The organism is Vibrio sp. 1CM8B, from assembly GCF_023161685.1.
GTDB classification, from domain to species: Bacteria; Pseudomonadota; Gammaproteobacteria; order Enterobacterales; family Vibrionaceae; genus Vibrio; species Vibrio coralliirubri.
In genome coordinates this window covers 15471-41401 of the sequence record NZ_JALNTU010000006.1, presented here as the reverse complement: position 1 = coordinate 41401, position 25931 = coordinate 15471, and the positions used below count along the sequence as shown (strand labels likewise).

Annotated in this window: 21 protein-coding genes; 11 read left to right on the top strand and 10 right to left on the bottom strand. The window is 44.8% G+C overall.

The window, feature by feature from the left end; translation table 11 throughout:
• The first annotated feature begins 231 nt into the window (after positions 1 to 231).
• From murJ to ispH, 6 genes are all read left to right on the top strand, one after another.
• Complete coding sequence (murJ, locus tag MSG36_RS13770; RefSeq protein WP_032545655.1) at positions 232 to 1794, top strand: murein biosynthesis integral membrane protein MurJ; 1563 nt, start codon at positions 232 to 234, stop codon at positions 1792 to 1794.
• A 70-nt stretch (positions 1795 to 1864) separates the two neighbouring features.
• Positions 1865 to 2800 carry a bifunctional riboflavin kinase/FAD synthetase gene (gene ribF / locus MSG36_RS13765; protein WP_017062867.1) on the top strand — a complete coding sequence of 312 codons (936 nt, stop codon included), beginning with the start codon at positions 1865 to 1867 and terminating at the stop codon, positions 2798 to 2800.
• A 63-nt stretch (positions 2801 to 2863) separates the two neighbouring features.
• Positions 2864 to 5722 carry an isoleucine--tRNA ligase gene (gene ileS, locus MSG36_RS13760; RefSeq protein ID WP_248368404.1) on the top strand — a complete coding sequence of 953 codons (2859 nt, stop codon included), beginning with the start codon at positions 2864 to 2866 and terminating at the stop codon, positions 5720 to 5722.
• A 156-nt stretch (positions 5723 to 5878) separates the two neighbouring features.
• Entirely contained in the window at positions 5879 to 6379 is a 501-nt protein-coding gene (lspA, locus tag MSG36_RS13755) for a signal peptidase II (RefSeq protein WP_004735054.1), read from the top strand.
• A gap of 149 nt (positions 6380 to 6528) precedes the next feature.
• Entirely contained in the window at positions 6529 to 6960 is a 432-nt protein-coding gene (gene fkpB / locus MSG36_RS13750) for an FKBP-type peptidyl-prolyl cis-trans isomerase (RefSeq protein ID WP_082151324.1), read from the top strand.
• A 155-nt stretch (positions 6961 to 7115) separates the two neighbouring features.
• A complete protein-coding gene (gene ispH / locus MSG36_RS13745) occupies positions 7116 to 8072 on the top strand; it encodes a 4-hydroxy-3-methylbut-2-enyl diphosphate reductase (protein ID WP_048606853.1) in 957 nt (318 codons plus the stop codon).
• A gap of 140 nt (positions 8073 to 8212) precedes the next feature.
• Here the strand turns inward: ispH and btsR are convergent, their stop codons facing one another.
• From btsR to MSG36_RS13730, 3 genes are all read right to left on the bottom strand, one after another.
• Complete coding sequence (gene btsR, locus MSG36_RS13740; RefSeq protein ID WP_017106772.1) at positions 8213 to 8944, bottom strand: two-component system response regulator BtsR; 732 nt, start codon at positions 8942 to 8944, stop codon at positions 8213 to 8215.
• Positions 8945 to 9049: 105 nt separating this feature from the next.
• Positions 9050 to 10720, bottom strand: coding sequence for a sensor histidine kinase (locus tag MSG36_RS13735; protein ID WP_248368402.1), 1671 nt, complete (start codon positions 10718 to 10720; stop codon positions 9050 to 9052).
• Positions 10721 to 11001: 281 nt separating this feature from the next.
• Positions 11002 to 12492, bottom strand: a complete 1491-nt coding sequence (locus MSG36_RS13730) for a carbon starvation protein A (protein ID WP_050651904.1) — start codon at positions 12490 to 12492, stop codon at positions 11002 to 11004.
• 332 nt (positions 12493 to 12824) lie between these two features.
• On the opposite strand from MSG36_RS13730, the gene MSG36_RS13725 reads away from it, so the two are divergent.
• Positions 12825 to 13175: a DUF2799 domain-containing protein gene (locus MSG36_RS13725; protein ID WP_048615025.1), complete on the top strand. Its 351-nt coding sequence runs from the start codon at positions 12825 to 12827 to the stop codon at positions 13173 to 13175.
• 103 nt (positions 13176 to 13278) lie between these two features.
• Here MSG36_RS13725 and murQ read toward each other — a convergent pair whose 3' ends face one another.
• Genes murQ through MSG36_RS13705 form a run of 4 tightly spaced genes read right to left on the bottom strand, consistent with a single transcriptional unit; the run spans position 13279 to position 17834 of the window.
• Positions 13279 to 14199 carry an N-acetylmuramic acid 6-phosphate etherase gene (murQ, locus tag MSG36_RS13720; RefSeq protein WP_050651903.1) on the bottom strand — a complete coding sequence of 307 codons (921 nt, stop codon included), beginning with the start codon at positions 14197 to 14199 and terminating at the stop codon, positions 13279 to 13281.
• 45 nt (positions 14200 to 14244) lie between these two features.
• Positions 14245 to 15357: an anhydro-N-acetylmuramic acid kinase gene (locus MSG36_RS13715; RefSeq protein WP_248368399.1), complete on the bottom strand. Its 1113-nt coding sequence runs from the start codon at positions 15355 to 15357 to the stop codon at positions 14245 to 14247.
• Complete coding sequence (locus MSG36_RS13710; protein ID WP_248368396.1) at positions 15354 to 16238, bottom strand: BadF/BadG/BcrA/BcrD ATPase family protein; 885 nt, start codon at positions 16236 to 16238, stop codon at positions 15354 to 15356. Before MSG36_RS13710 ends, MSG36_RS13715 begins: the two co-directional genes overlap by 4 nt.
• A gap of 3 nt (positions 16239 to 16241) precedes the next feature.
• Positions 16242 to 17834 (bottom strand): sodium:solute symporter, encoded by a 1593-nt coding sequence (locus MSG36_RS13705; protein WP_048618288.1) that lies wholly within the window; start codon positions 17832 to 17834, stop codon positions 16242 to 16244.
• Positions 17835 to 18075: 241 nt separating this feature from the next.
• On the opposite strand from MSG36_RS13705, the gene MSG36_RS13700 reads away from it, so the two are divergent.
• The 4 genes from MSG36_RS13700 (at position 18076) to tyrA (ending at position 22491) form a co-directional block, all read left to right on the top strand.
• Entirely contained in the window at positions 18076 to 18924 is an 849-nt protein-coding gene (locus MSG36_RS13700) for a MurR/RpiR family transcriptional regulator (protein ID WP_248368393.1), read from the top strand.
• Between the two features lie 11 nt (positions 18925 to 18935).
• Entirely contained in the window at positions 18936 to 19925 is a 990-nt protein-coding gene (gene nagZ / locus MSG36_RS13695; RefSeq protein ID WP_248368391.1) for a beta-N-acetylhexosaminidase, read from the top strand.
• Positions 19926 to 20171: 246 nt separating this feature from the next.
• A complete protein-coding gene (locus tag MSG36_RS13690; RefSeq protein WP_017059354.1) occupies positions 20172 to 21245 on the top strand; it encodes a 3-deoxy-7-phosphoheptulonate synthase in 1074 nt (357 codons plus the stop codon).
• A gap of 118 nt (positions 21246 to 21363) precedes the next feature.
• The gene (tyrA, locus tag MSG36_RS13685; protein ID WP_248368389.1) at positions 21364 to 22491 is read left to right on the top strand and encodes a bifunctional chorismate mutase/prephenate dehydrogenase; all 1128 of its coding nucleotides are present in this window, start codon (positions 21364 to 21366) and stop codon (positions 22489 to 22491) included.
• Between the two features lie 161 nt (positions 22492 to 22652).
• Here the strand turns inward: tyrA and MSG36_RS13680 are convergent, their stop codons facing one another.
• The 3 genes from MSG36_RS13680 to ettA all read right to left on the bottom strand — a co-directional run bounded on the left by MSG36_RS13680 (position 22653) and on the right by ettA (position 25839).
• Entirely contained in the window at positions 22653 to 23663 is a 1011-nt protein-coding gene (locus tag MSG36_RS13680) for a M23 family metallopeptidase (protein ID WP_048606822.1), read from the bottom strand.
• A gap of 49 nt (positions 23664 to 23712) precedes the next feature.
• Positions 23713 to 24081 carry a PilZ domain-containing protein gene (locus MSG36_RS13675; RefSeq protein WP_248368373.1) on the bottom strand — a complete coding sequence of 123 codons (369 nt, stop codon included), beginning with the start codon at positions 24079 to 24081 and terminating at the stop codon, positions 23713 to 23715.
• 90 nt (positions 24082 to 24171) lie between these two features.
• Positions 24172 to 25839 (bottom strand): energy-dependent translational throttle protein EttA, encoded by a 1668-nt coding sequence (ettA, locus tag MSG36_RS13670; protein WP_017056147.1) that lies wholly within the window; start codon positions 25837 to 25839, stop codon positions 24172 to 24174.
• Positions 25840 to 25931 lie beyond the last annotated feature (92 nt).

Genomic DNA, 25931 nt, shown 5'->3' with positions numbered 1-25931 from the left:
TAGTTCGGTGACAATTTAAGGGCGAGGACTATCCCTCATTAGCGCTTAATTGTCAAATGATTTGTGCAAAAACCAATCGTAGCCAAACAAACTTTGGTATGGAAAGGTCATCGCGGTTAAGATGGCGGGGATTCTAACAGCATTTTTAGACCAATGCTAATAAATATGCTTCTTAGGACAGGATAGTATTTATCCTCGCTTGAAAGTAATCAACCAGTGTCAGAGGTTTCTGTGAGTAAACGACTATTAAAGTCAGGCCTGATTGTCAGCGCAATGACTTTTGTTTCCCGTGTATTGGGGCTAGTACGTGATGTAGTAGTAGCAAATTTGATGGGGGCAGGAGCGAGTGCCGACGTATTTTTCTTCGCTAATAAAATTCCTAATTTCTTACGTCGACTTTTTGCAGAAGGTGCGTTTTCTCAAGCGTTTGTTCCTGTATTAACGGAATATCACGCCGCTGGTGATAAAGATAAGACACGAGATTTAATTGCTAAGGTGTCGGGTACGCTCGGGGTTTTAGTTTCTATTGTCACCGTTATCGGGGTCTTGGGCTCTGGCGTGATCACCGCGATGTTTGGTGCGGGTTGGTTTATCGACTGGCTAAATGATGGCCCATCAGCGCCAAAATTTGAGCTAGCGAGCTTTATGCTCAAGATTACCTTTCCTTATTTATGGTTTATCACCTTTGTTGCTTTATCTGGTGCCATTCTTAATACATTAGGTAAGTTTGCGGTCTCTTCTTTTACCCCTGTGTTCTTGAACGTGATGATCATAGGCGCTGCGTGGTTTATTTCTCCTAATTTAGAACAACCAGAAATTGGCTTGGCCATTGGTGTGTTTCTTGGTGGCTTAGTCCAATTCCTTTTCCAAATGCCTTTCTTGATCAAAGCGGGTGTGTTGGTTAAGCCGAAGTGGGGTTGGCGAGATCCGGGCGTGGTTAAGATCCGCACATTAATGATCCCTGCTTTGTTCGGTGTATCGGTCAGTCAAATCAACTTATTGTTTGATACCTTTATTGCCAGCTTCCTCGCAACAGGCTCTATCAGTTGGTTGTACTACTCAGACCGACTGCTTGAATTTCCTCTCGGTTTATTCGGTATCGCGATTGCGACTGTGATTCTTCCTGCTTTATCTCGTAAACACGTAGATGCTCAAGGGGAAGGATTCGCGCATACCATGGACTGGGGCGTGCGCATGGTTTTGCTGCTTGGTATTCCTGCGATGTTAGGTCTTATCGTTTTAGCTAAACCAATGCTGATGGTGCTATTCATGCGCGGTGAGTTCTCTCCACACGATGTACAGCAGGCATCGATGTCATTGGTAGCTTACGCATCAGGCTTGCTTAACTTCATGTTGATTAAAGTTTTAGCTCCGGGTTACTACTCTCGCCAAGATACCAAAACACCGGTTAAGTACGGCATTATCGCTATGGTGACCAATATGGTGTTTAACGCGATCTTTGCTTATTTCTATGGTTATGTGGGTTTGGCGATTGCGACGGCACTGTCTGCCTTTGTGAATATGGCGTTGTTATATCGAGGATTACACCTTGCGGGTGTGTATCAATTAACTAAGACAACCTTGTTGTTCAGTGCCAAGTTAATTATCTCAGGTGTGGTGATGGTAGCGGCTATTTTATGGCAGCTGGATAATATGCAACATTGGCTTGAATGGAGCTTTAGCCAGAGAGCGCTGACATTAACAGGCTTGATTGGACTTGGTGGCTTTGTTTATATTGTTTCGGTACTGATTTTAGGTATCCGAGTAAAACATTTAAAAGCAGCGACAGATTAATACTGATTAGTATATAATCCGTCGGTTTCACACAATAAATGATGCAAATAACAGGTTTTAGCTGATCATAATGGAACTGATCCGAGGTATACACAATATTAAAGCGCAGCATCATGGCTGTGTATTAACCATAGGTAACTTCGATGGTGTTCATTTAGGACATCAAGAGGTTCTGAGTCAGGTTTCTAAACAAGCTGCAGCATTAGGGCTACCTTCTGTTGTTATGACGTTTGAGCCGCAGCCTATGGAGCTGTTTGCCCGAGATAGAGCGCCAGCACGTTTAACTCGCTTACGAGATAAATATGTGCAATTGAGCAAGCTAGATATCAGTCGCTTATTGTGTGTTAATTTTAATCAGTATTTTGCAAGTTTATCCGCGGAAGCGTTCATTAAGGATCTTTTGGTTGATAAGCTTGGTGTGAAGTTCTTGGTGGTTGGTGACGATTTTTGCTTTGGTAAAGGTCGCACTGGCAATTTCGCTATGCTCAAAGAGGCGGGCGAGAAGTACGGTTTTGAGGTGGTCAGCACCCAAAGCTATTGCTTAAACCAATTACGAGTAAGCAGTACTGAGATACGAAATGCATTAGCGGTCGATGACTTGGCTGCAAGTGCTACCATGTTAGGACGTGATTACAGTATTAGTGGTCGAGTGTCCCATGGTCGAAAACTAGGGAGAACTATCGGTTTCCCTACCGCTAATATTCCATTAAAGCGTTGTGTTTCTCCTGTATCGGGAGTGTATGTTGTTGAAGCTTTGGATATCGACGGTGTTCCTGTCGGTGGCGTGGCTAATATTGGACAACGACCAACAGTTAATGGGGTCAGGCAGCAATTAGAAGTGCATTTTTTTGACTTTAAAGCCAATTTATATGGTAAACAGTTAGAAGTACGACTTTTGCACAAACTACGCGACGAGATAAAATTTGAATCGTTCGACGCACTAAAGAATCAAATAGAATTGGATGCTGAAGCCGCAAGGGTGTGGCTGCTTCAGCTAAAGAATTAATCGGATGATTCCACCGGTTAACATAATGTCTAACTTCGCCCAATATAACGGAATTAAGAATCGATGAGTGATTATAAAGATACCCTGAACTTACCAGAAACAGGGTTCCCAATGCGCGGCAATCTGGCAAATCGTGAGCCAGAAATGCTGAAGCGTTGGTACAAAGAAGATCTTTACGGCGAAATCCGTAAGGCAAAGAAAGGTAAAAAATCTTTCGTACTGCATGATGGCCCTCCATACGCGAACGGCGACATTCACATTGGCCACGCGCTGAATAAGATTCTTAAAGACATTATTATCAAATCTAAGACCCTTTCTGGTTTTGATGCACCGTACATCCCTGGTTGGGACTGTCACGGTCTTCCAATCGAGCTAATGGTTGAGAAGAAGAAAGGTAAGCCTGGTCAGAAGATTTCGGCTGCTGAATTCCGCGAAGAGTGTCGTAAGTACGCTGCGGGTCAAGTTGAAGGTCAGAAAGAGAGCTTCAAACGTCTTGGCATCATGGGCGAGTGGGACAAACCTTACCGCACTATGGATTTCGGAACAGAAGCGAACATCATTCGTTCTCTAGGCAAAATCGCAGATAAAGGTCACCTTCTTAAAGGTTTTAAACCAGTTCACTGGTGTACTGACTGTGGTTCTGCTCTGGCTGAAGCTGAAGTTGAATACAAAGATAAAGTTTCTCCATCTATCGATGTGAAATTTACAGCAGCTGACGAAGCGGCTCTTCTAGAGAAATTTACTCTAGCTGAAGGCCACGCAGGTCAGGGCGAAATTTCTATCGTTATCTGGACGACAACACCATGGACTCTGCCTGCTAACCGCGCAGTATGTCTACGTGATGATCTTGAATACGTGCTTATCCAAGTTGAAGCGAATGGCGACCAGCCTGCTCAACGTATCGTTGTTGCTTCTGATCTAGCAAAAGACGTAATGGACCGTGCAGGTATCGAGCATTTCCATAACCTTGGTTTTGCTACAGGTGCTGATCTTGAGCTTTCTCAGTTCAACCACCCGTTCTACGACTTTACTGTTCCTGCAGTTCTTGGCGACCACGTTACAACAGATTCAGGTACTGGTGTGGTTCACACTGCGCCTGGCCACGGTCAAGAGGATTTCGTGGTTGGTAAAAAGTACAACCTAGAAATCGCTAACCCAGTTGGTTCAAACGGCGTTTACCTGCCAGATACTGAGCTATTTGCTGGTCAGCACGTATTTAAAGCGAACGACTCTGTTTTAGAAGTTCTAAAAGAAAAAGGTGCACTTCTGCATCACCACGCTTACGAGCACAGCTACCCACACTGTTGGAGACACAAAACTCCAATCATCTTCCGCGCAACACCACAATGGTTCATCTCTATGGATCAAGCTGGCCTACGTGCTAAAGCTCTAGAGTCAATCAAGAGTGTTGAGTGGTTGCCTGAATGGGGTCAAAGCCGTATCGAAGGCATGGTTGAAGGTCGCCCTGAGTGGTGTATCTCTCGTCAACGTACTTGGGGTGTGCCAATTGCTCTGTTCGTTCATAAAGAAACAGCAGAACTTCACCCAGAAAGCCCAGCGCTTATTGAAAAAGTAGCGAAGCTAGTTGAAGAGAAAGGCATTCAAGCTTGGTGGGATGTAGACGCTGCTGAACTTATGGGCGCAGAAGACGCTGATAAGTACGAAAAAGTAATGGATACGCTAGACGTATGGTTCGACTCAGGTGTGACGCACTTCTCTGTTGTTGATTCTCGTGAAGAGTACAACTTCCCGAACGAAGAGCGTACTCACAGTGCTGATCTTTACCTTGAAGGTTCAGACCAACACCGTGGCTGGTTCCAGTCTTCTCTAATTTCATCTATCGCGATGAAAGACGAAGCACCGTACAAGCAAGTACTAACACACGGTTTCGTGGTGGATGGTAACGGCCGTAAGATGTCTAAATCTATCGGTAACGTTGTTGCTCCTAAAGATGTAACCAACAAGCTAGGTGCAGATATCCTGCGTCTATGGGTTGCTTCTACAGACTACACGGGTGAAGTTGCGGTTTCTGATGAAATCCTGAAGCGTTCAGCGGATGCTTACCGTCGTATTCGTAACACGGCTCGTTTCTTCCTAGCGAACTTGAACGGTTTCAACCCTGAAACTGACCTAGTACCTGCTGAAGAGATGGTTGCACTTGATCGCTGGGCTGTTGGCCGTGCTCAAGCTGCACAAGAAGAAATTGTTAAAGCATACGGCGAGTACAACACTCACGGTGTGACTCAACGTCTAATGCAGTTCTGTTCTATCGAAATGGGCTCTTTCTACCTAGACGTAATTAAAGACCGTCAGTACACAGCGAAGCAGGGCAGCCATGCTCAACGTAGCTGTCAAACGGCGCTTTACTACATCGTAGAAGCTCTAGTTCGTTGGATGGCTCCTATCATGTCGTTCACTGCAGATGAAATCTGGAATGAAATGCCAGGTGAGCGCGACACGTTCGTATTCACAGGTGAGTGGTTCGAAGGTCTATTTGGTCTTGCAGAAGGCGAAGAGCTAAGCAATGAATTCTGGACTGAAATCCAGTCTGTTCGTGGCGCAGTGAATAAGCTTCTTGAAGATGCTCGTAAAGAGAAAACGATCGGTGGTGCACTGCAAGCTGAAGTTACTCTATACGCTGACGATGCACTAGCGGCTAAAATCAACAAGCTAGAAGATGAGCTACGTTTCGTACTTATCACTTCTGCAGCTGTTGTTAAGCCACTGAACGAGAAGTCTGATGCAGCGCAAGCGACAGACGTTGCTGGTCTATTCGTTGAAGTTGCGGCTACTGAAGCTGAGAAGTGTGACCGTTGCTGGCACCACACTCCAGATGTAGGCACTATCGAAGGTCACGAGAAAGTTTGTGGTCGTTGTGTGTCGAACATCGACGGTGAAGGCGAAGTGCGTAAGTTCGCATAACGACTCAGAGAAAGACTGAACTTTTTGTAAAAATCATAGCCCCAGTATCAACTGGGGTTATTTTTAGTTATAGGAAATGTGTTTAACCAAGTTGGTAATCAAGGTCACTTAAGGTGACAACAATGAATACCAACTTCGTAAATACTAGGAATAGAAATGAGTGAAGTTTCGTTAAAACAATCTGGTGTACGTTGGTTATGGCTGGCTCTATTGGTCTTCTTGGCTGATATCGGCATTAAACTCTTTGTCATGGACAACATGGGTTATGGCTGGGCAAACCGTATTGAGGTGTTGCCATTCTTTAACTTTTTGTACGTGCATAACTACGGTGCAGCGTTTAGCTTCTTGAGTGATCAAAGTGGTTGGCAGCGTTGGTTATTTACGGGTATCGCATTTGCGGTAACTGGCATGCTGACGTACTGGATGAGCAAACTACCAGCAGCAGAGAAGTGGAATAACATTGCTTATGCGATCATCATTGGTGGTGCAGTAGGTAACGTGTTTGACCGAGTCGTACATGGCTTTGTTGTCGATTACTTAGACTTCTACTGGGGCACTTACCACTGGCCTGCATTTAACTTAGCGGATATGGGAATCTGTATCGGTGCTGCGATGATCATCTTAGATGGTTTTCGTAAGAAAGACGAAAGTAAATAGCTTGCCTCAAAGTCAGTCTATGACTCACAGAATAGAATAGCCCTAAGCGCTGTCGGTTGATTCCGACGGCGCTTTTTTTTATGCTTCAGTCAACAAGGAAGCAAAGCACAGCGCATCCTCAAATAATAAAGAAATCTAAGGAAAGTAACGTGGCAGCAATTAAAAATGATTCAGCAGTAACTCTACATTTTACGATTAAAATGAAGGATGGTTCAGTTGCCGATAGTACGGAAAATATGGGCAAGCCAGCGAAGTTCGTCATGGGCGATGGCAGCCTAAGTGAGAACTTTGAAGCGTGCTTACTTGGACTTGAAGCCGGCACTGAAAAGTCTATCGAACTGAAGGCGGAAGACGCGTTTGGTATGCCAAACCCAGATCATATTCACTATATGGATCGTGCTAAGTTTGTTGGCGACTCTGAAGTTGAAGTGGGCACTATCATGGCATTCTCTGGTCCTGACGGTATGGAAATTCCAGGTATTATTACTGAGATCGCAGGTGATTCAGTGACGGTTGATTTTAATCACCCGCTCGCTGGTCAAGACGTTACCTTTGACGTCAATATCTTAGCGGTGGACTAACTATCTTAGCTGTTAATCACTACCTTAACAGTAGAATAACATCGCCTTACAGCTGTGATGTCACCCAGAGCTTCACTGTCTAGACGCTTCACTGTAGAATGCGAACCTCGCTGACGGCGAACTCTATAGAAACAACCTTAGTACCGCGGTAAATGATGAGCAATGAAATGAAAATAATGTTAGCTAACCCTCGTGGCTTTTGTGCTGGTGTCGATCGTGCGATCAGCATCGTAGAGCGTGCACTCGAAATGTATCAGCCACCGATCTATGTTCGCCATGAAGTGGTACACAACCGCTTTGTTGTTGAGGGGCTCAAGCAGCGTGGTGCTATTTTTGTCGAAGAACTGAGTGAAGTGCCAGACGACAACATCGTGATCTTCTCGGCTCACGGTGTTTCTCAAGCGGTTCGTAAAGAAGCGAAAGAGCGCGAACTGACTGTATTTGATGCAACGTGTCCTTTGGTGACTAAAGTTCATATGGAGGTTGCTCGTGCGAGCCGCAAACATATGGAAGTAGTACTGATTGGTCACGCAGGTCACCCGGAAGTGGAAGGCACCATGGGTCAGTACGCGAGCCAAACGGGTGGTATGTACTTGGTTGAAAGACCAGAGGACGTACAGAATTTAGTAGTGAACGATCCGAGTAACCTGCACTACGTTAGCCAAACCACGCTATCAGTTGATGAAACAGCTGATGTGATTGAAGAGCTACGTCGAGTATTCCCTGAGATTCAAGGCCCACGCAAAGACGATATCTGTTACGCGACTCAAAACCGTCAAGACGCAATTCGTGAGATGGCGAATGACGTTGATGTAGTGATTGTTGTTGGTTCTAAGAACTCATCTAACTCAACTCGTCTAAAAGAGCTAGCTGAGAAACTAGGCACACCAGGCTACCTAACCGATTGCCCTGAAGACATTCAAACAGAGTGGGTTGAAGGGAAAAAGAAAATCGGTGTGACAGCGGGTGCTTCAGCGCCTGAAGAGCTAGTAAACCAAATCTTAGATCGTATTCGTGAATTGGGTGCGACTGACGTTGAAGAGATTCAAGGTCGTGAAGAGAACATGTTCTTTGAAGTACCAAAAGAGCTGCAGATTAAGCAAGTCGACTAATCTCTATTGATTGGTGACAAGATCGATTCGTGATACTAGCGATTCGTAAACACTATTGATTTGTAAACAGCAGGAAGCCAACGTTGATACGTTGGCTTTTTTGATCGTGCTTTGGAACAAGTCGTCTAACTTCTAACTCGTTACTGGAGACCGAGTTGCTCTTTTAAAGTCTTTAAGTAACGACGGCTAACAGGGACTTCAAAGCCGGTCAGTGTAATGATCTCCGCTAATCCATTCTCTAATAGTTTGATCTCTTGGATCGATTTTATGTTGATCAAATATTGGCGATGACAGCGGATCAAATCGGTTTTTTCTTCCAAGATCTTTAGCGTTAACTGTGAAGTCGCGGTTTGCGATGAGCTACGAACATGCACACCACTGATATCGGAATAGGCGCACTCGACCGTTTGGCTTGCCATGATCACAATGCGGTTATGACCGATACACGGGATTTGCTCTAAGTGACAGGGAGCAATCGCTGAGATGTTCTGTTCTGGTGCTTTCTGGTTTTGCTTGATGACCTTATTCAGGCGACAAACGCTCTTGTTTAATCGACAAGGTTCGACTGGCTTAAGTAGGTAATCAAAAGCGTTATCTTCAAAGGCTTGAATCGCATATTGGTCGTAGGCGGTAACGAATACCACGTAAGGCATGGTGTCTGGGTCAAGCATGCTTAACAGTTCAATCCCGGTAACCTGCGGCATTTGGATATCCAAATACACGACATCAGGCTTGAGTAGGTTGATCTGTTTCAGTCCTTCGATCGCGTTACTCGCTTGGCCGATGATTTCTACTTCTCCGGTTTCGGTCAGTAGCTCAATCAGCTCTTCGCGAGCAAAAAGCTCATCATCGACAACTAATGCCTTTAACATCCTACAATCTTCATCTTGGTTCTATCCCTGCTTGATTCACGCTTATCTTTTAAATGTCTACTTCTATTTATTTCAACTCGGAGCGATTTGTCTCCGAAAATACCATTATTTGAGTATAGGTATGATAAAGCTCATTCGAGTAAATTGCTGTGGTTGAGATTCTATTTTTAGTGCTGAATCTTGTCCAAAGAAATTAGTGAGTCGTTTATCAACAATTTCCATCCCTAATCCTACATGATCTTGAGATGGCTTCTGATAATTACCTGCATTGTCTTCAACGGTTAACTTGAATCCACCCTCGAAAGCCTCGCTATAGATCTTCACTGTGCCACCTTCTAGCATGTTCGAAATGCCATGCTTGATGGCGTTCTCAACCAATGGTTGCAGGGTAAAGCTTGGTAGTTGTGACTCGTATAACTGCGGGTCGATATCCCATTCCACTTCTAGTCGATCGGTAAAGCGTGCTTTCTCTATGGTCAGGTAAGCGTTGACGTGTGCCAGTTCGTCTTTGAGCTTCACGGTGTTGATGTTCTGCTTTAGGTTGCTTCTAAAGAAGTGAGACAGGTGCTGAATCAACTCTCGAGCTTTATCTGGGTCACGACGTGTTACTGCGCTAATGGTGTTAAGCGCATTAAACAAGAAGTGCGGATTCACTTGAGCGTGCAGCAGTTTGATTTCTGCTTGTGTCAGTAGCGTTTGCTGTTGCTGATAGTTGCTAAAGAGGATCTGGCTCGACAATAGCTGAGCGATACCTTCCCCCATCGACATGTTGATGGTCGAGAATAGTTTCAGCTTTGGCTCATAGAGCTTGATGGTACCGACTACTTCATTACCCGCGCGCAATGGAATAATTAGCGCAGAGCCCAATTTACAATCCTGCGATAGGGAGCATTGGTATGGGTTCTCTTTGCCATCAAGATAGATGATGTCGTTCTGTTCCATCGAAGTGAGCGTGCTTTGCGATGAAATCGGGGTATTCGGAATATGGTGTTCATCACCAATGCCGACGAACGCGAGGATTTTTTCTCGGTCGGTAATCGCTACCGCCCCAACATTGGTCTCTTCATAAACGATACGTACGATTTTTTGTGCGTTATCAGAATTGAAGCCGCCATGTAGGATACCTACTGAACGCTCGGCGATGGTTAATGCGCGGCGTGAGAAGGTAGCCGAGTACTTTTCGAAGATGGTTTTTCTATCTTGGATGATACTCATGAACAACGCAGCACCGACCGAGTTAGCGATGATCATTGGCGCAGCAATGTCGGAAACCAGAGCATAGGACTGCTCAAATGGTTTTGCGACCGCCAGTAGAATCAGCATTTGAATGATCTCTGCAAACAGGGTTACCGAGAAAACCACTAACGGATTAAACAGTTGGCTGGCTTTGTTCTTTCTGACTAAGTAAACGTGTAATAGGCCGCCAATCAAGCCTTCTGCTGTGGTGGAAATAGCGCAAGCTAAGTCCGTAAAGCCACCTAATGAGTAGCGGTGAATACCGCCAGTAAAGCCGACGGCAAAGCCAACCACGGGGCCGCCAAACAGACCACCCATTACCGCCCCCATCGCGCGCGTGTTGGCTATCGCGTCATTGATCTGCAGTCCAAAATAGGTGCCCATAATACAGAACAGAGAAAACAGAACATAACAGCTGACTTTATGACTTAAGCGTGAAGAGATGCTCAACAAAGGGAGAATCAATGGCGTTTTACTTAGCATGTAAGCAATCACTAAGTAGACACAGGTTTGTTGCAGCAGAGAGAGAATGAGTTCCATATTTTCACCTATTGAGACGCTTGTTAAGTGTAAAGCTCATTGCGTGGTAACGGTAGCTTTGCTTGTGTTTTCGTTGGTTATATCGAGCGACGATTGCTTGTCAGGCTAAGTTCAATATTGATGTACTAATGCTGAGATACAGTAAAGCCCATCACAGAGGACGGGCTTTAGTCTTAATTTCCACGAATCACTGGGTGATTACGTGAGCAAGCGAAGTGTGTTTGGCTGTTCTTTTGTCTCTCTATGAAGACGTGTCTCTTTATATTAAGAGTCTGAAAGAACTAGGCAGTTTTGGTGACGCCTTTTGCTTCTTTCTCTTCTTCATCAGCAAGGTCGATATCACCTTTACCTTTTGAAATCTTGATAACGTAAGCCGCAACACCAAGAGCACTCACCACACCAATGATGGTCGAGATTTGCATTGGTAGACCGAAGCCTAGTTGGCTGTTGTTCAGGATGAATGTGATACACACAGACGTCATGAACACTGCTGGAACCGTGGTTACCCAGTGCAGTTTATTGTGACGAAGTAGGTAAGCCGAAGCTGTCCATAGCATCATTACTGCTGTTGATTGGTTAGCAAAACCGAAGTAGCGCCAGATGATACCGAAATCAACTTGAGTCAGGATGCCGCCGATAACGAACAGTGGTAAAGCCATCAGTAGGCGGTTACGCAGTGTTTTCTGTTCCATGTTGAAGTATTCAGCAAGGATAAGACGGCTTGAACGGAATGCTGTGTCACCAGAAGTGATTGGTAGGATAACCACGCCAAGGAAAGCAAGGATACCGCCGAATACACCCAGTAGACCAAATGAAGCGCTGTATACCACGTTACCAGGGCCACCGTTTGCAATTGCATCAGATAGAGACTCAACTGAACCGAAGAATGACAGAGCAAGTGCACACCAGATTAGAGCGATGATGCCTTCACCAATCATTGCACCGTAGAATACGAAGCGACCGTTCTTCTCGTTTTCCATACAACGCGCCATCAAAGGAGACTGAGTTGCGTGGAAGCCAGAGATTGCACCACAAGCAATAGTGATGAATAGAGCAGGCCAAAGTGGTAGATCATTCGGGTTCATGTTGGTGAACATGTCCTTCATCTCGAAGCCACCCATGATTTGGTGCTCGTCAGATAGACCAATCGCAGTGATTAGGCCTACAGACATGAAGATAAGTAGTGCGCCGAACAGTGGGTAGAAGCGACCAATGATTTTATCGACAGGGACAATCGTTGCGATGATGTAGTAAGCAAAGATGATAACAACCATGGTTGTTGCGGACATCGCGAAATCAGTTTGGTCGTTCACTAGGTTAGTGATCATGCCTGCAGGAGCAGATACGAATACCACACCAACTAGAAGCAGTAGAACAATGGCAAAGATGTTCATAAAGTGTTTTGCGCCATTGCCTAGGTAACGTCCAGTGATGGTTGGAACTGAAGCACCACCATTACGGATAGATAACATACCTGAGAAGTAGTCGTGTACTGCACCTGCGAAGATACAACCTAGCACGATCCAAAGCATCGCTGCTGGGCCGTAAAGGGCACCCATGATAGGGCCGAAGATTGGACCTACACCTGCAATGTTAAGCAGCTGAACTAGGTAAACCTTTGGCGTCGACATTGGAACGTAGTCCACGCCATCTTGCTTGGTGTGAGCGGGTGTTTGACGCTTTTCATTGATACCGAAGATCTTCTCGATAAAGGCACCGTAAATAAAGTAGCCACCAATGAGTGCTGCAACACAGGTAAGAAACCACATCATAATTTGTTATCCCTGAATGTATTAATTAAGTCAGGGTGTATATTAAAGAAGAGTATGAGAAGAAACTTCCGCTATGAGAGTGAGTGGTCGAATAGTCAATTAAGTGGTGTTATAACTGATTGAGTGGTTTGCTACGTTTGTAGAGCGGTTGGTTATTCGTGTTGAGAAGTGTCTTGCTTCTGGCAAGTGGCGGCTTATCAGCTTTAAGCGGTAACCAATAGATATCAGTGGCAGATAACAGACATAAGTGGACATCAGCCAGTGTTCAGCGGAGAATCACCACAAAGGCAACGCTTCGTCAGGAAGTGGCTAGGTAAATATAAAGGACTGAAATGAAAAAAATAATCGCACTAATCGCCGTGGCATTTAGCCTTGCAGGATGCAGCGCCAATGTTCAAGATTTAGCAGCTGAAGGCAATTGGCAAGAGATTGGCTATCGCGATGGTATCAAAGGCCACACTCAGCGTTCGTATTCAGAGATGACTGAGCTTGGTGCAGTCGATCAAGCGAGTTACACAGAAGGTTATCACCTAGGTGTGACTGAATATTGTAATCCGAACCATGCTTATCAGATTGGTTTATCTGGTCAGGTGTATGAAGGCGTGTGTTCTGGTACGGAAGACGCTCAACGTTTCCGCATGGAATGGCAACGCGGCTGGGACGAGTTCTCAAACGACTATTAAGCCCAAGCTAGCGAAAACAAATTAAAACTAAAAAAGACCAGTACCGCGTGTGAACTGGTCTTTTTGTATGCAGCGGGCGTAACACTTAACGACAAAGTCTAGACTATTGATTATTCTCGACAGCTTTTCTCAAGAAGCCATTTTGCTTATCAAGTTGTGCCTTGGCTAACTCTAAATCTAGCCCTGTTAGAATCATCAAAATAGATAACTTCACATCGTAATCAGTCGCTTTAAGTGTTGATACCGCCAGTGCTTTGTCACACTCCGTTGCTTGGATAACGATACGAGCAGCGCGGGCAACCAATTTTTCATTAGTCGCTTTTACGTCGACCATCAGATTTTGGTAGCTTTTGCCGATACGAATCATGCTTGCAGTGGTCAGCATATTAAGCACCAGCTTTTGTGCCGTACCTGATTTGAGTCGTGTTGAACCTGTTAATGCTTCTGGGCCAACCACCGGGCTAATTGCGATTTGAGCGATTTCAGCAATTGGAGAATCAGGGTTACAAGACAGAGCAACCGTTACTGCGCCAAGCTGATTGGCATAGTTGAGTGCACCAATCACGTAAGGTGTGCGACCGCTCGCTGCAATACCTACCACGACATCATTTTCTGAAAACTGAATCGCTTTCAGATCTTCAATACCGAGAGTCAGCGAGTCTTCAGCGCCTTCTTTGGCTTTTAAAATCGCCTCTGGTCCACCTGCAATTAGGCCGATAACCATCTTGTCTGAAACACCGAAAGTCGGTGGGCACTCTGATGCGTCTAACACACCTAATCGACCACTGGTGCCTGCGCCCATATAAATCAGTCGACCACCGTTTTGAAAGGCATGAGCAATTTTATCGACCGCTTTCGCGATCTGTGGCAGTTCCGCTTCAATCGCCAGTGGGACTTGTTTGTCTTGTTGGTTAATCTTTTCAACCACTTCGAGAGAGGTGAGCAGATCAATATCCATAGTGTCAGGGTTTCTCCCCTCCGAAACGAGGTGCGAGAGTGCTGATATGAGAGCGTCGTTACTCATAATGATCCTTAAATGGTGATTCTAAAATGATGGTTCTAAAGTTGTTTAGTCAGCACGGTAGAGAACGCCTAGAGAGGCCGCTCTGCTTGCGCCAGTCACTTCTGGTAAATTGCTTGGCAGTTGATGAATGTGACGTTGAGCAAGCCACGCAAAAGCCATCGCTTCCATGTAATCGGCATCCACGCCTTTACTGGTGGTTGAATCAACATCCCAACTTGGAAGCAGTTCAGACAGTCTCTTCATCAACAATGGATTTCGTGTACCACCGCCACACACATACAGTGCAGGCTGGTTACCCAAGCGATAAGTCTCCACTTCATTGGCTATCGTCAATGCGGTGTATTCACAAAGCGTGCGCTGAACATCTTCTGCTGCAAGATCTTTAAATTCTGTTAATTGTTGCTCTAGCCAAGGTAGGTTGAATAGTTCTCTACCTGTACTTTTCGGTGGCATTTGAGATAGATAAGATTCATTTAACAACTGTTCGAGTAAAGCTTGATTGAGTTGACCTTTAAGCGCAAATTGCGCATCACGGTCAAACTTCTCACCCGTGTGTTTATCAACCCAAGCGTCCATCAACATATTGCCCGGGCCTGTATCATAACCAAGCGTTGGCTGATTAGGGCGCAGTACTGAAATATTCGAGATACCACCAATATTTAACACCACAACCGAGCTGTCTTGCGGGTGGAAAATCGTGTGGTGGAAGGCTGGGACGAGTGGCGCACCTTGCCCGCCTAATGCCATGTCTTTACGCCTGAAATCGGCAACCGTTTGAATCTGTGTTTTAGCGGCAATGATATTGGCGTCACCCAACTGCATGGTAAATGGTGAATCACCCGTTGGTTGGTGGAATACCGTTTGGCCATGATTACCTATCGCAGTCACAGAGGATGCAGGTGTACCTGATTTGTCGAGAAGTTGCAGAACTGCATCAGCAAATAGATGACCAAGCTGGTGGTCGAGTTCTCCAATGGCAATTAAATCGGTTTTCTGACCAATACAAACTTCAAGCAGATGCGCTTTGAGGTCATCAGGCATTGGAAACTCATCATGAGCAAGCAATGTGATGCGCGTATCTTCAATCGACACTAAGGCTGTATCAACGCCGTCCATGCTCGTCCCTGACATCACACCGATATATAACTCTGATTTCATTGTTCACTTCCTAAATTAAGCAGCTGGATCTTTTGGCTAGCGATGACATCTGCGCCATCCAGAGCATTACCTTGAATGTTTAAGGTACGAACTTGGAGTTCTTTGGAAAGCCTAGGGCGATAGAACTGTCCTAAACTGCCTAAGAACATAATCGGTAATGAGTTATAGTCTGAGCATGTTCGTGTGAGCTTTTCTATTTCTTCAATACCTTGTTTTAAGATGGTACTTGCCGTTGAGCAGCGCTGTTCCATATCAACGAGCTCTCGTGCAAATTTGGCGTAATCGGTCGCGTTAGCTTCGCCAATCCACTGTAGAATTTGGCTGCGTTCGTTGCCTGTCTTTCGCATTACAAGCTGACTCGTTAAAGAAGTACGCTTGTTATCTAATTCAACGAGAGTTTGTTGAACAGCTTGAAACCCAAGCCAAGCGCCACCACCTTGGTCACCAATTGGGAAACCCCAGCCACCAACTTGTTGAGTCTTTTGTTGTACGTCCAATTGAATCGCAACAGATCCCGTCCCAATCGCAATACAGTTAACTCCTTGTCCTGAATTAGCACCAAATACTGACGCTTCTGCATCAGTCGTTACATACAGGTGCGGGCAATGGGTTAACGCCGATTGCAGTTTGGCTTTTAAATCTAAGTTTCCTACGCCAGCAACACCAACCACAATATAGCACTGTTGTGATTTTATCTGATTAACACTCAACATTTCATCAATATAATTAGTCAGTTGAGTGAACGCAGCTTCACCATATAAGGTCAATGACGTGGCAGGTAAAATACACTCTTCGATGTTACTTAGTGTTGGTAATATTCGCTTCAGTCTAATGGCGGTTTTAGTTCCACCGCCATCGACTGCCAAAGTATGGGTAATCATTGGCTAAACCGTTTGTAGTTTATTAACTTCTTGAGTTTGCTTCTTTCCTGAAAGGCACACGATTAACGATACAAATGTGCCAACACAAAGTTGATAAGGGAACGCTAAACGAACTCCTACCCAATCATCGTTAATCACGCCCATCACGCTATCCCAAACATAAGCTTGCATCAGCAGAGTGGTGAAGAAGCCTGCCATTAGAGCTAAAGCGACCGAAGTTTCGTTACCGCGCTCGGTGAATATCGCGGTGAAGTAGACGCCCAATAACCCTGTGTAGGCAAAGACCATTACACTCAAAGCAAACGACAACAGTGGCATGTCAGTGTACTGCTGCCAGTAGTAACACAGGATTCCCATACTACCTAAGGCCACAGCTGCCGCCGCCATACCAAATCGGCCAGCTTTCACGTAATGGAAATCATCCTGCACTCCTTTACGAGCTTCTAGCCAAGGCTTATAGATATCCTGAATAGCCACTGATGACATTGAGTTTAATCCAGAATTTAGTGTTGAAAGTGCCGCTGCAACAACCCCAACAGTAACCAAGCCTCTAAGACCTGCTGGCATTTCATTCAGCACGTAATACATGAAAATAGTGACGTTCTCGCCATTAAAATTTTGAACAACTTCTTTACCTTCAACGCCCATCAGTTCAGGTCTTTGGTAGAAGACATACAAAAGTAGGCCAATTGACATGAATACAAGCACAACTGGAATTGAGAAAATGATTGAGTTAATCATCGCCTTTGAACCTTGCTTAGCATCTTTACAAGTCAAAACACGTTGAGTCATGTCTTGATCAAGGCCAAACGCACCAATGTTTAACAGCACGAATCCCGTAATACATGCCCAAAAGCTGAAGGTGCCAGCAGGGCTAAAGTCGAGGTTAAAATCTAATAAGGTCAGTTTCGAAGCTTGGCCTTCACCAGGGTTAGCCAGTACTTGCGCTATTTGGTTGAAATCAGCTGGAATTTGTCCCAATAAATAGATGATCACAGCAATGGCTGCACCGACATAAACCACAAGCTGAATTAGGTCGCTCCAGATAACGGAACGAATGCCACCCATGTAAGTATAAGCAAGGCCAACGGCAACCAGAATGACCACTGAAGTCACTACGCTGCTTGGGTCAATGTTGGTAAATAGAATCATGGAGACAGCGATAGCGGCCATGTACAGGCGAGCACCAGAAGCAAATACGCGACCGACCAAGTACATCACGCCTGCGCGCTGTTTTGTTTTCTCGCCAAAACGAACTTTCAGCAGTTCGTAAACGGTAGATACTTTGTTTTTGTAGAAGCGAGGTATCAGTACTAATGCGACAAAGACAGCCCCAATAATTCCACCAATATTGGTAGCTAGATAAGTGAGATCGCCACGGTAGCTAGATTCTGGTCCTCCTAAGAACGTCGCTGCAGATTGCGAGGTCGCCAATACTGAGATGGCAACGACCCACATTGGCATCGAGTTACCGCCTAAGAAATAATCTTTGGTGCTCGTGATCTTGGTTCGGCTGAAGTGCCAGCCTGTAAAAGCGATAACAGCGAAGTAAACCGCAAATACCGCCCAGTCCAGCGAAGTAAATAGTGAATTCATAGCAGCTCCGTAGCATGAATAGGATAGAGGGTGTTTATTATTATTTTTTCAGAATGTCAGTTTGAATAATGAGTTTCAAAATCTATTCCTTGGTGGAATAGTGACCAACGGTTTTCTTTGACAATGATCCCAGAAGGTTGTGCTAGCTATTCCAAACACCAGAATACGAAGGAATAATTATTCCAATGAAAATACAAAACTCGTTATGATAGCGAGGCGCAGGCAGAGGGAAGGGCGTCTAATGAAAGGCATTGCGAAAGTTAAAGCGTTATTACCAAAGCTGTCTCCATCTGATGCTCAGGTGGCGCGATATGTTCTTGACCACCCACAACAGGTGAAGCAGCTTTCCTCTCCTGAGTTGGCTAAAGCGGTGGGTGTGAGCCAATCGACAATCGTCAAGTTTAGTCAGAAGCTCGGTTACAAAGGGTTCTCTGAAATGAAGGTCAAGCTTTATCAAAGCGATATGACTTATCAGCCAGTATCCCAACGTGGAATACACGGCACCATCACAAGAAAAGATCCGCCAGATACGGTGATGGACAAACTTCTTGCAAGTAAAACACAATCGCTTGAGCGTACAGTGTTATTAAATGAAGGTGAACAGTTAAGCAATGCTGCTGACTTGCTGCACCTTGCTAATAAAGTACAGATTTCTGGGGTGGGAGCATCGTCTCTGGTTGCGAAAGATTTCGCTTATAAGCTGATGAAAATAGGTCATGCTGTTAACGCAGAACAGGATGCTCACATTCAGATTGCTAATGCCGCTTCTCTTTCTGAAAATGATGTGTTGGTTGCAATTTCCTATTCAGGAAACACTAGAGAAGTGGTGAAGGTTGCCCAGTTGGCTAGATCGAAAAAGGCCAAGGTGATTGTGGTAAGCCAGCTATCCCCTTCTGCTTTAGATAAATACGCTGATATCAAACTCATCTCGGCGGCAGACGAAAATCATATTCGAAGCTCATCTATCACCGCGCGTGATAGCCAACTTTTTATTACTGACTTGTTGTTCATTGCGTTAACTCAGCAGGAAGAGCAGGCCGACCAATTAATTGAACAAAGTAAATCTGCAGTAGCGGAATTTAAGCAATAGAAGGAAATTTTATGGGACCGTTGTGGGTTGATGTTGCAGGCTACGAGCTGACAGCTGAAGACAGAGAAATTTTAGAGCACCCAACTGTTGGTGGTCTCATCTTGTTTGCTCGAAACTACCACGATAGCAAACAGTTATCGGCGTTAAACAAAGAAATTCGCAAGGTAGCAAAACGTCCTATTTTGATTGGTGTTGACCAAGAAGGTGGTCGAGTTCAGCGTTTTCGTGACGGCTTTTCAATTATCCCAGCTGCTCAGGAATTTGCGACCAAGAACAACGGTGAACAGTTAGCAGAACAGGCTGGCTGGCTGATGGCGGCAGAATTGATTGCCCATGATATCGATCTGAGCTTTGCGCCAGTATTAGACAAAGGCCACGACTGTAAAGCGATTGGTAGCCGAGCGTTTGGTGAAGATATTGATACCATTGTTCGTCATAGCAGCGCTTTCATCAAAGGCATGAAGTCGGTTGGCATGGCGACGACAGGTAAACACTTCCCTGGACATGGTGGCGTGATTGCTGACTCACACTTAGAGACGCCATATGACCCTAGAGACGACATCTTTGAAACCGACATGGCAATCTTCAAGGCGCAAATTGAAGCTGGAATATTGGATGCCATGATGCCTGCGCACGTGGTTTTCTCTCACTATGATGATCAACCTGCGAGCGGTTCACAGTATTGGCTACAGAAAGTATTGAAGCAGCAGCTTGGGTTTAAAGGCTTGGTATTCTCTGACGATTTAACGATGGAAGGCGCTGCGATAATGGGTGGACCAGCAGACAGAGCGAAAGCGGCCTTGAATGCAGGTTGTGACATGGTGTTGATGTGTAATAAACGAGATGCACAAATTGAAGCTCTGGATCACTTAGCGATTCAAGAGGTGTCTTTAGCCAACTCATTGCTTAAAAAACACAGCTTTGATTTATCAACGCTTCACTCGGATGCTAGGTGGAAAGAGACCTCAGAGACGATTAAGCGAATGCTAGGCCGTGAGTGATAAATAAACACATAATAATTTTAGACAAGGCGATATGATAAATATCGCCTTTTTTGTATGTGTGATCCGTGGTTTAAACCTATTTATCTCTTAGAGTGAGTTAAATATGGGGTGTAAAATTATATTTACAGTTAATGTTTTTTATTGTTTACACTTGCAATCGTTTTTGTAGCTGTTATTGTGTTTTTAAAGATTGTTAGCCCAAATGGAAATGTTGGGTGTAAAAATAAATATACAGGTTGAGTTATGCAGAAAAGTGAATTAAGCAATGTCAATATCATCGACGAACAGGTACTGATTACTCCTGAGGAGTTAAAAGCAAAACTGCCTTTGAGTGATAATGCTCGTCGTTTCATTCAAGAGTCTCGTCAAACTATCGCAAACATCATTCATAAGAAAGATCATCGCATGCTTGTTGTATGTGGCCCATGTTCTATCCATGACATTGAAGCCGCCAAAGAGTACGCAAAACGCCTAAAAGCCTTATCTGAGCAACTTAGCGATCAACTGTATATTGTTATGCGTGTTTACTTTGAGAAACCTCGTACCACTGTCGGTTGGAAAGGTTTGATCAATGACCCACATCTAGACGGCACTTTCGATATTGAGCATGGTCTGCATGTTGGCCGTGAGCTACTTGTTGAACTCGCTGAGATGGAAATCCCACTAGCGACTGAAGCATTAGATCCAATTAGCCCGCAATACCTAGCAGATACCTTCAGCTGGGCGGCGATTGGCGCTCGTACGACTGAATCTCAAACTCACCGTGAGATGGCAAGTGGTCTTTCAATGCCAATCGGTTTTAAAAACGGTACCGATGGCAACCTAGGCACTGCAATCAATGCAATGCAGGCGGCTTCTTCTAGCCACCGTTTCATGGGTATCAGCCGCGAAGGTCAAGTTGCACTACTAACAACGCAAGGTAACCCAAATGGTCACGTGATTTTACGTGGCGGTAAGCAGACGAACTACGATTCAGTATCGGTACACGAATGTGAGCAAGAGCTGGGTAAATCTGGTTTAGAGGCAGCGCTAATGGTCGACTGTAGCCACGCGAACTCTCGTAAAGATTTCCGTCGCCAACCGCTGGTGGCTGAAGATGTAATCCATCAGATTCGTGAAGGTAATAAGTCGATTATCGGCCTGATGATTGAGAGCCATATTAACGAAGGAAACCAATCTTCAGATATACCTCTCAATGAGATGAAATACGGCGTTTCTATTACCGACGCGTGTATCAATTGGGATTCAACTGAGGCACTATTGAAACATGCACATACGGAATTAGTCCCGTTCTTAGAGAACCGCTTGAAAGGTTAGTCAGAGTTTTAAATTTAAGTGCCTCATCTAATGGGGCATTTTAAGATCTGTTGCTAGCGAACCTACGTGATTGTGGGCTGATAGATTGGCACGGGCTTATAGATTAGTAAGGAATAAAATGGCCGTTGAACTGAACGAATTACGCGACCAAATCGATGCTGTCGATAAACAAATGTTGGATTTACTGGCTCAACGCCTTGCTCTAGTAGAGAAAGTAGGCGAAGTAAAAAGTGAACATGGTTTACCTATTTATGTACCAGAACGTGAAGCTGCGATGCTGGCATCTCGTCGTCAAGAAGCCGAGAAAATAGGGGTTCCACCACAGTTAATCGAAGATATTTTGCGTCGTACGATGCGTGAATCTTATGCCAGTGAGAAAGATTCTGGTTTTAAGTGTCTTAACCCAGAGTTACGTTCAGTGGTTATCGTTGGTGGTAATGGTCAACTTGGTGGCTTGTTTGGTCGTATGTTCAAACTGTCTGGCTACGAAGTGAAAATCCTTGGCAGCCAAGATTGGGATAAGGCCGACGAAATCTTAGATAATGCTGGGCTTGTGGTTGTTACGGTTCCAATTCACCTAACGGAAGGTGTGATTGCGAAGCTAGGTAATCTACCAAGCGATTGTATTCTATGTGATTTGACGTCAATTAAATCAAAGCCTCTACAAGCAATGGTGAACATGCACCAAGGTCCAGTGGTTGGATTACACCCAATGTTTGGTCCTGATGTTCCAAGCCTTGCTAAGCAGGTGATTGTTTACAGTGATGGTCGTGGTTCTGAAAGTTACCAATGGCTACTGAATCAATTTGGTATTTGGGGCGCGAGTCTTTGCCAGATGGATGCAGCTGAACACGATCACGGCATGACATTGATTCAAGCACTTCGTCACTTCACCTCTTTTGCTTACGGCTTACACTTGAGTAAAGAGAACCCGAATATCGATCAGCTTCTGAAGTTAAGTTCACCAATCTACCGACTTGAGATTGCGATGGTTGGTCGTCTGTTTGCTCAAGACCCGAACTTGTACGGTGATATCATTCTTTCTTCAGATGAGAATATTGAGATGATTCGACGCTTCCATAGTTGTTTCGGAGAAGCGTTAGAAATCCTAGATGGCAAAGATAAGGCTAAGTTTGTTGAGAGCTTCAACCAAGTGAGTGATTGGTTTGGTGACTACTCACAACAATTCTTGCAAGAGAGCCAAAGTCTTCTAAAACAAGCACATGACTCGATTCATCGTGGTTAATACTGATTTGAAATCATAAAAAAGAGCGACCATCTGGTCGCTCTTTTTGTTTGTGCTGAACGCTATGAAAGCATTTGGCCTACAGTAGGCTAAAAGCAATTAGATCATCATAGGCTAAACCAACAGGTCTTATCTAATAACAACTAGTTAGCCATTAACAACTAGTTAGTCGTGATAGGTTTTTTGCTCTCTTCACTCGATACAGTGTCGATGGTCGAGCTAATGTAAGGCACGTTAGTCAGGTTGATCTGCAAGCGAACCACATTATCAATCAGTTGAACCAGTGGGCCCCACTTAACCTTTTTCTCTTTCTCGAACACGTAGTTGAAGTTTTCCGGTGTCCAATCCATTAAGTATTGAGGGTTCAGTGAACGACCAAGGAAGCGTACTTCATAATGCAAGTGTGGGCCGGTTGAGTTACCTGAATTACCACAGCTCGCGATGACATCGCCTTTACTCACAAACTGACCGCTACGTACCTTGAACTTCTGTAGGTGCGCATAAGAACTCATGAAACCAAACGAGTGACGCATAGTAATAAAGTTGCCGAAGCCTTTTTTACTTGGGCGTACCGTTTCAATGACTCCATCTGCGGGCGCGACAATATCTTCACCACGCTTACACGTTAAATCGATACCAGTATGTACATGGCGTTTCCCTGAAATAGGGTTAGTGCGGCTACCATAAGAAGAAGAGATACGTTGATAAGCCATTGGGCTGTCGTTTGGAATCAAACGGAACATCGTGGCTCTTACTGCTGAATCGACTGCAGCCGCATCAATGCGATCTTCCAAAGAAATATCATCGGTAAGCAGTTCTTCATCAGCAAGACCCAGTACTGATTCAACATCGAATACACGCTTACCAAGCAGCTGAATCGTGCCTTCTTTCTCGGTCAGTGTTTGCGATAGCGAATGGTTGGTTTCAACTTGCTCAGCATAAAGAAACTCAGTTTGTTCTTTTTCAACAATCAGCGTTTCAATCAACTGTTGGGCATCACCCGCTTGTAGCGCGAGTTCTTGTTTACTCTCGAAGTGCATGTACGCCGCTCCGCCAATTAATAGCGGTACTGAAAAAATGGCAGTAGTGCAAATGAGCACAGCCTTACGGCCGAAGTAAAACGTCTGTTCCCCCTGACTAGAGGGAATAGTAATGGATAGTTTTTTAGACATGGTTCTGTATTAACTAAATGCTTCTAATAGAAAAAGGGTAATGGAGATGTCACTCACTACCTAAATCGGTAAGGTGTTCAATCTCTCTATAAAGCAGTTCATCGTCGCCAACATTAAGCTCTACAAGACGCTTAAGGTGGCTGATACTATCAATATCTAAATGCTCTATGCGTAAACGCATTGAGGTATTGATGGTAGAGACTATCGTTGCTTCTAATTGAATATTGATATCACTGTTTTCGAGCTTAAAGCTCACTAGAACAGGGACATCATCGCTAAGTTGTTTTGATTCATTGCATTGAATGAGTAAACCATGGAGTGATAAGTCTTGCACTGAGCCTGATACATTTACGTGTCCTTGTGAGATCTCAGTCGGAACTTGATAAATAACTCGTGAAAATTGACGTCTTTCAACCATAAGTAATCTCTCTATATCGATGCATTACACGTAAGCCAGATATATCAAAGGCCGCTATTATCGCGGCCTTTGTTCAAAATACAAGCTTATTTACTTAGCTATACGCTTGTACTTGATACGGTGCGGTTCTGCTGCTTGTGCGCCTAGAGTCTGCTTAAGCCACTCAGTGTACTCAGTATAGTTACCTTCGTAGAAGTTAACTTGACCTTCATCACGGTAGTCTAAGATATGGGTCGCAATACGGTCAAGGAACCAACGGTCATGCGAGATAACCATTGCACAGCCAGGGAATTCAAGCAGCGCTTCTTCAAGAGCACGTAGCGTTTCAACGTCAAGGTCGTTGGTAGGCTCATCGAGTAGCAGTACGTTACCGCCCGCTTTTAGCAGTTTCGCTAAGTGGACACGGTTACGTTCACCACCAGAAAGCTCACCGATGATCTTCTGTTGGTCGTTGCCTTTAAAGTTGAAACGAGAACAGTAAGCACGCGCAGGGATTTCGAAGTTGTTGATCTTAATGATATCAGCGCCTTCAGAGATCTCTTGGAATACTGTCTTAGTGTCGTCCATGCTGTCACGGAACTGATCAACAGAAGCAAGTTTAACGGTTTCGCCTAGTTCAACTGTACCTGAATCTGGCTGTTCTGCGCCGCTTAACATCTTGAATAGTGTTGATTTACCTGCACCGTTGGCACCAACGATACCGACGATAGCACCCTTAGGCATGCTGAACGATAGGTCGTCGATAAGAACGCGATCACCAAACGATTTAGTCAGGTTGTTCACTTCAAGAACTTTGTCACCTAGACGCTCACCTGGTGGGATGAACAGTTCGTTAGTTTCGTTACGCTTCTGGTATTGGCCAGTCGTTAGTTCTTCAAAACGAGCCATACGAGCTTTAGACTTAGCTTGACGGCCTTTAGGGTTTTGACGAACCCATTCAAGTTCTTTTTCGATTGTCTTTTGACGTGCGCTTTCGCCCGCTTTTTCTTGCTTAAGACGCTCGTCTTTTTGCTCTAGCCAAGACGTGTAGTTACCTTCCCATGGGATACCTTCACCACGGTCAAGTTCTAGAATCCAGCCTGCAGCGTTGTCTAGGAAGTAACGGTCGTGGGTAATCGCCACAACAGTACCGCTGTAATCGACTAGGAAGTGCTCAAGCCATGCTACTGATTCGGCATCCAAGTGGTTGGTTGGTTCATCAAGAAGCAGCATGTCTGGCTTTTCAAGAAGTAGACGACAGATAGCAACACGACGACGCTCACCACCTGATAGGAATTCAATTTTCGCATCCCACTCAGGAAGACGAAGTGCGTCAGCAGCACGCTCTAGAGCTGTTTCTAGGTTGTGGCCGTCTTTTGCTTGAATCAGTGCTTCTAGTTCGCCTTGCTCTTTTGCTAGTGCATCGAAGTCTGCATCCGGTTCTGCGTAAGCTGCGTAGACTGCATCGATACGCTTAAGTGCGTCAGCAACGTCAGAAACCGCTTCTTCTACGATCTCACGAACGGTTTTTGATTCGTCTAGTACAGGTTCTTGCGGTAGGTAACCTACTTTAAGGCCTTGCTGTGCACGAGCTTCACCATCAATATCAGTATCAATACCAGCCATGATACGTAGTAGGGTAGATTTACCTGAACCATTTAGACCCAAAACACCGATTTTAGCGCCAGGAAAAAAGCTAAGAGAAATGTCTTTAAGAATTTGACGCTTAGGTGGAACAGTTTTGCTCACCCGAGACATGGTATATACGTATTCAGCCATTGCCGATCGATCCTAATTATTGTTCAAAATTGTCTGCTATTTTATACCAATATCCCTAAAGATGTTACTCCTAGGTCAGAAAAGCCATTCTT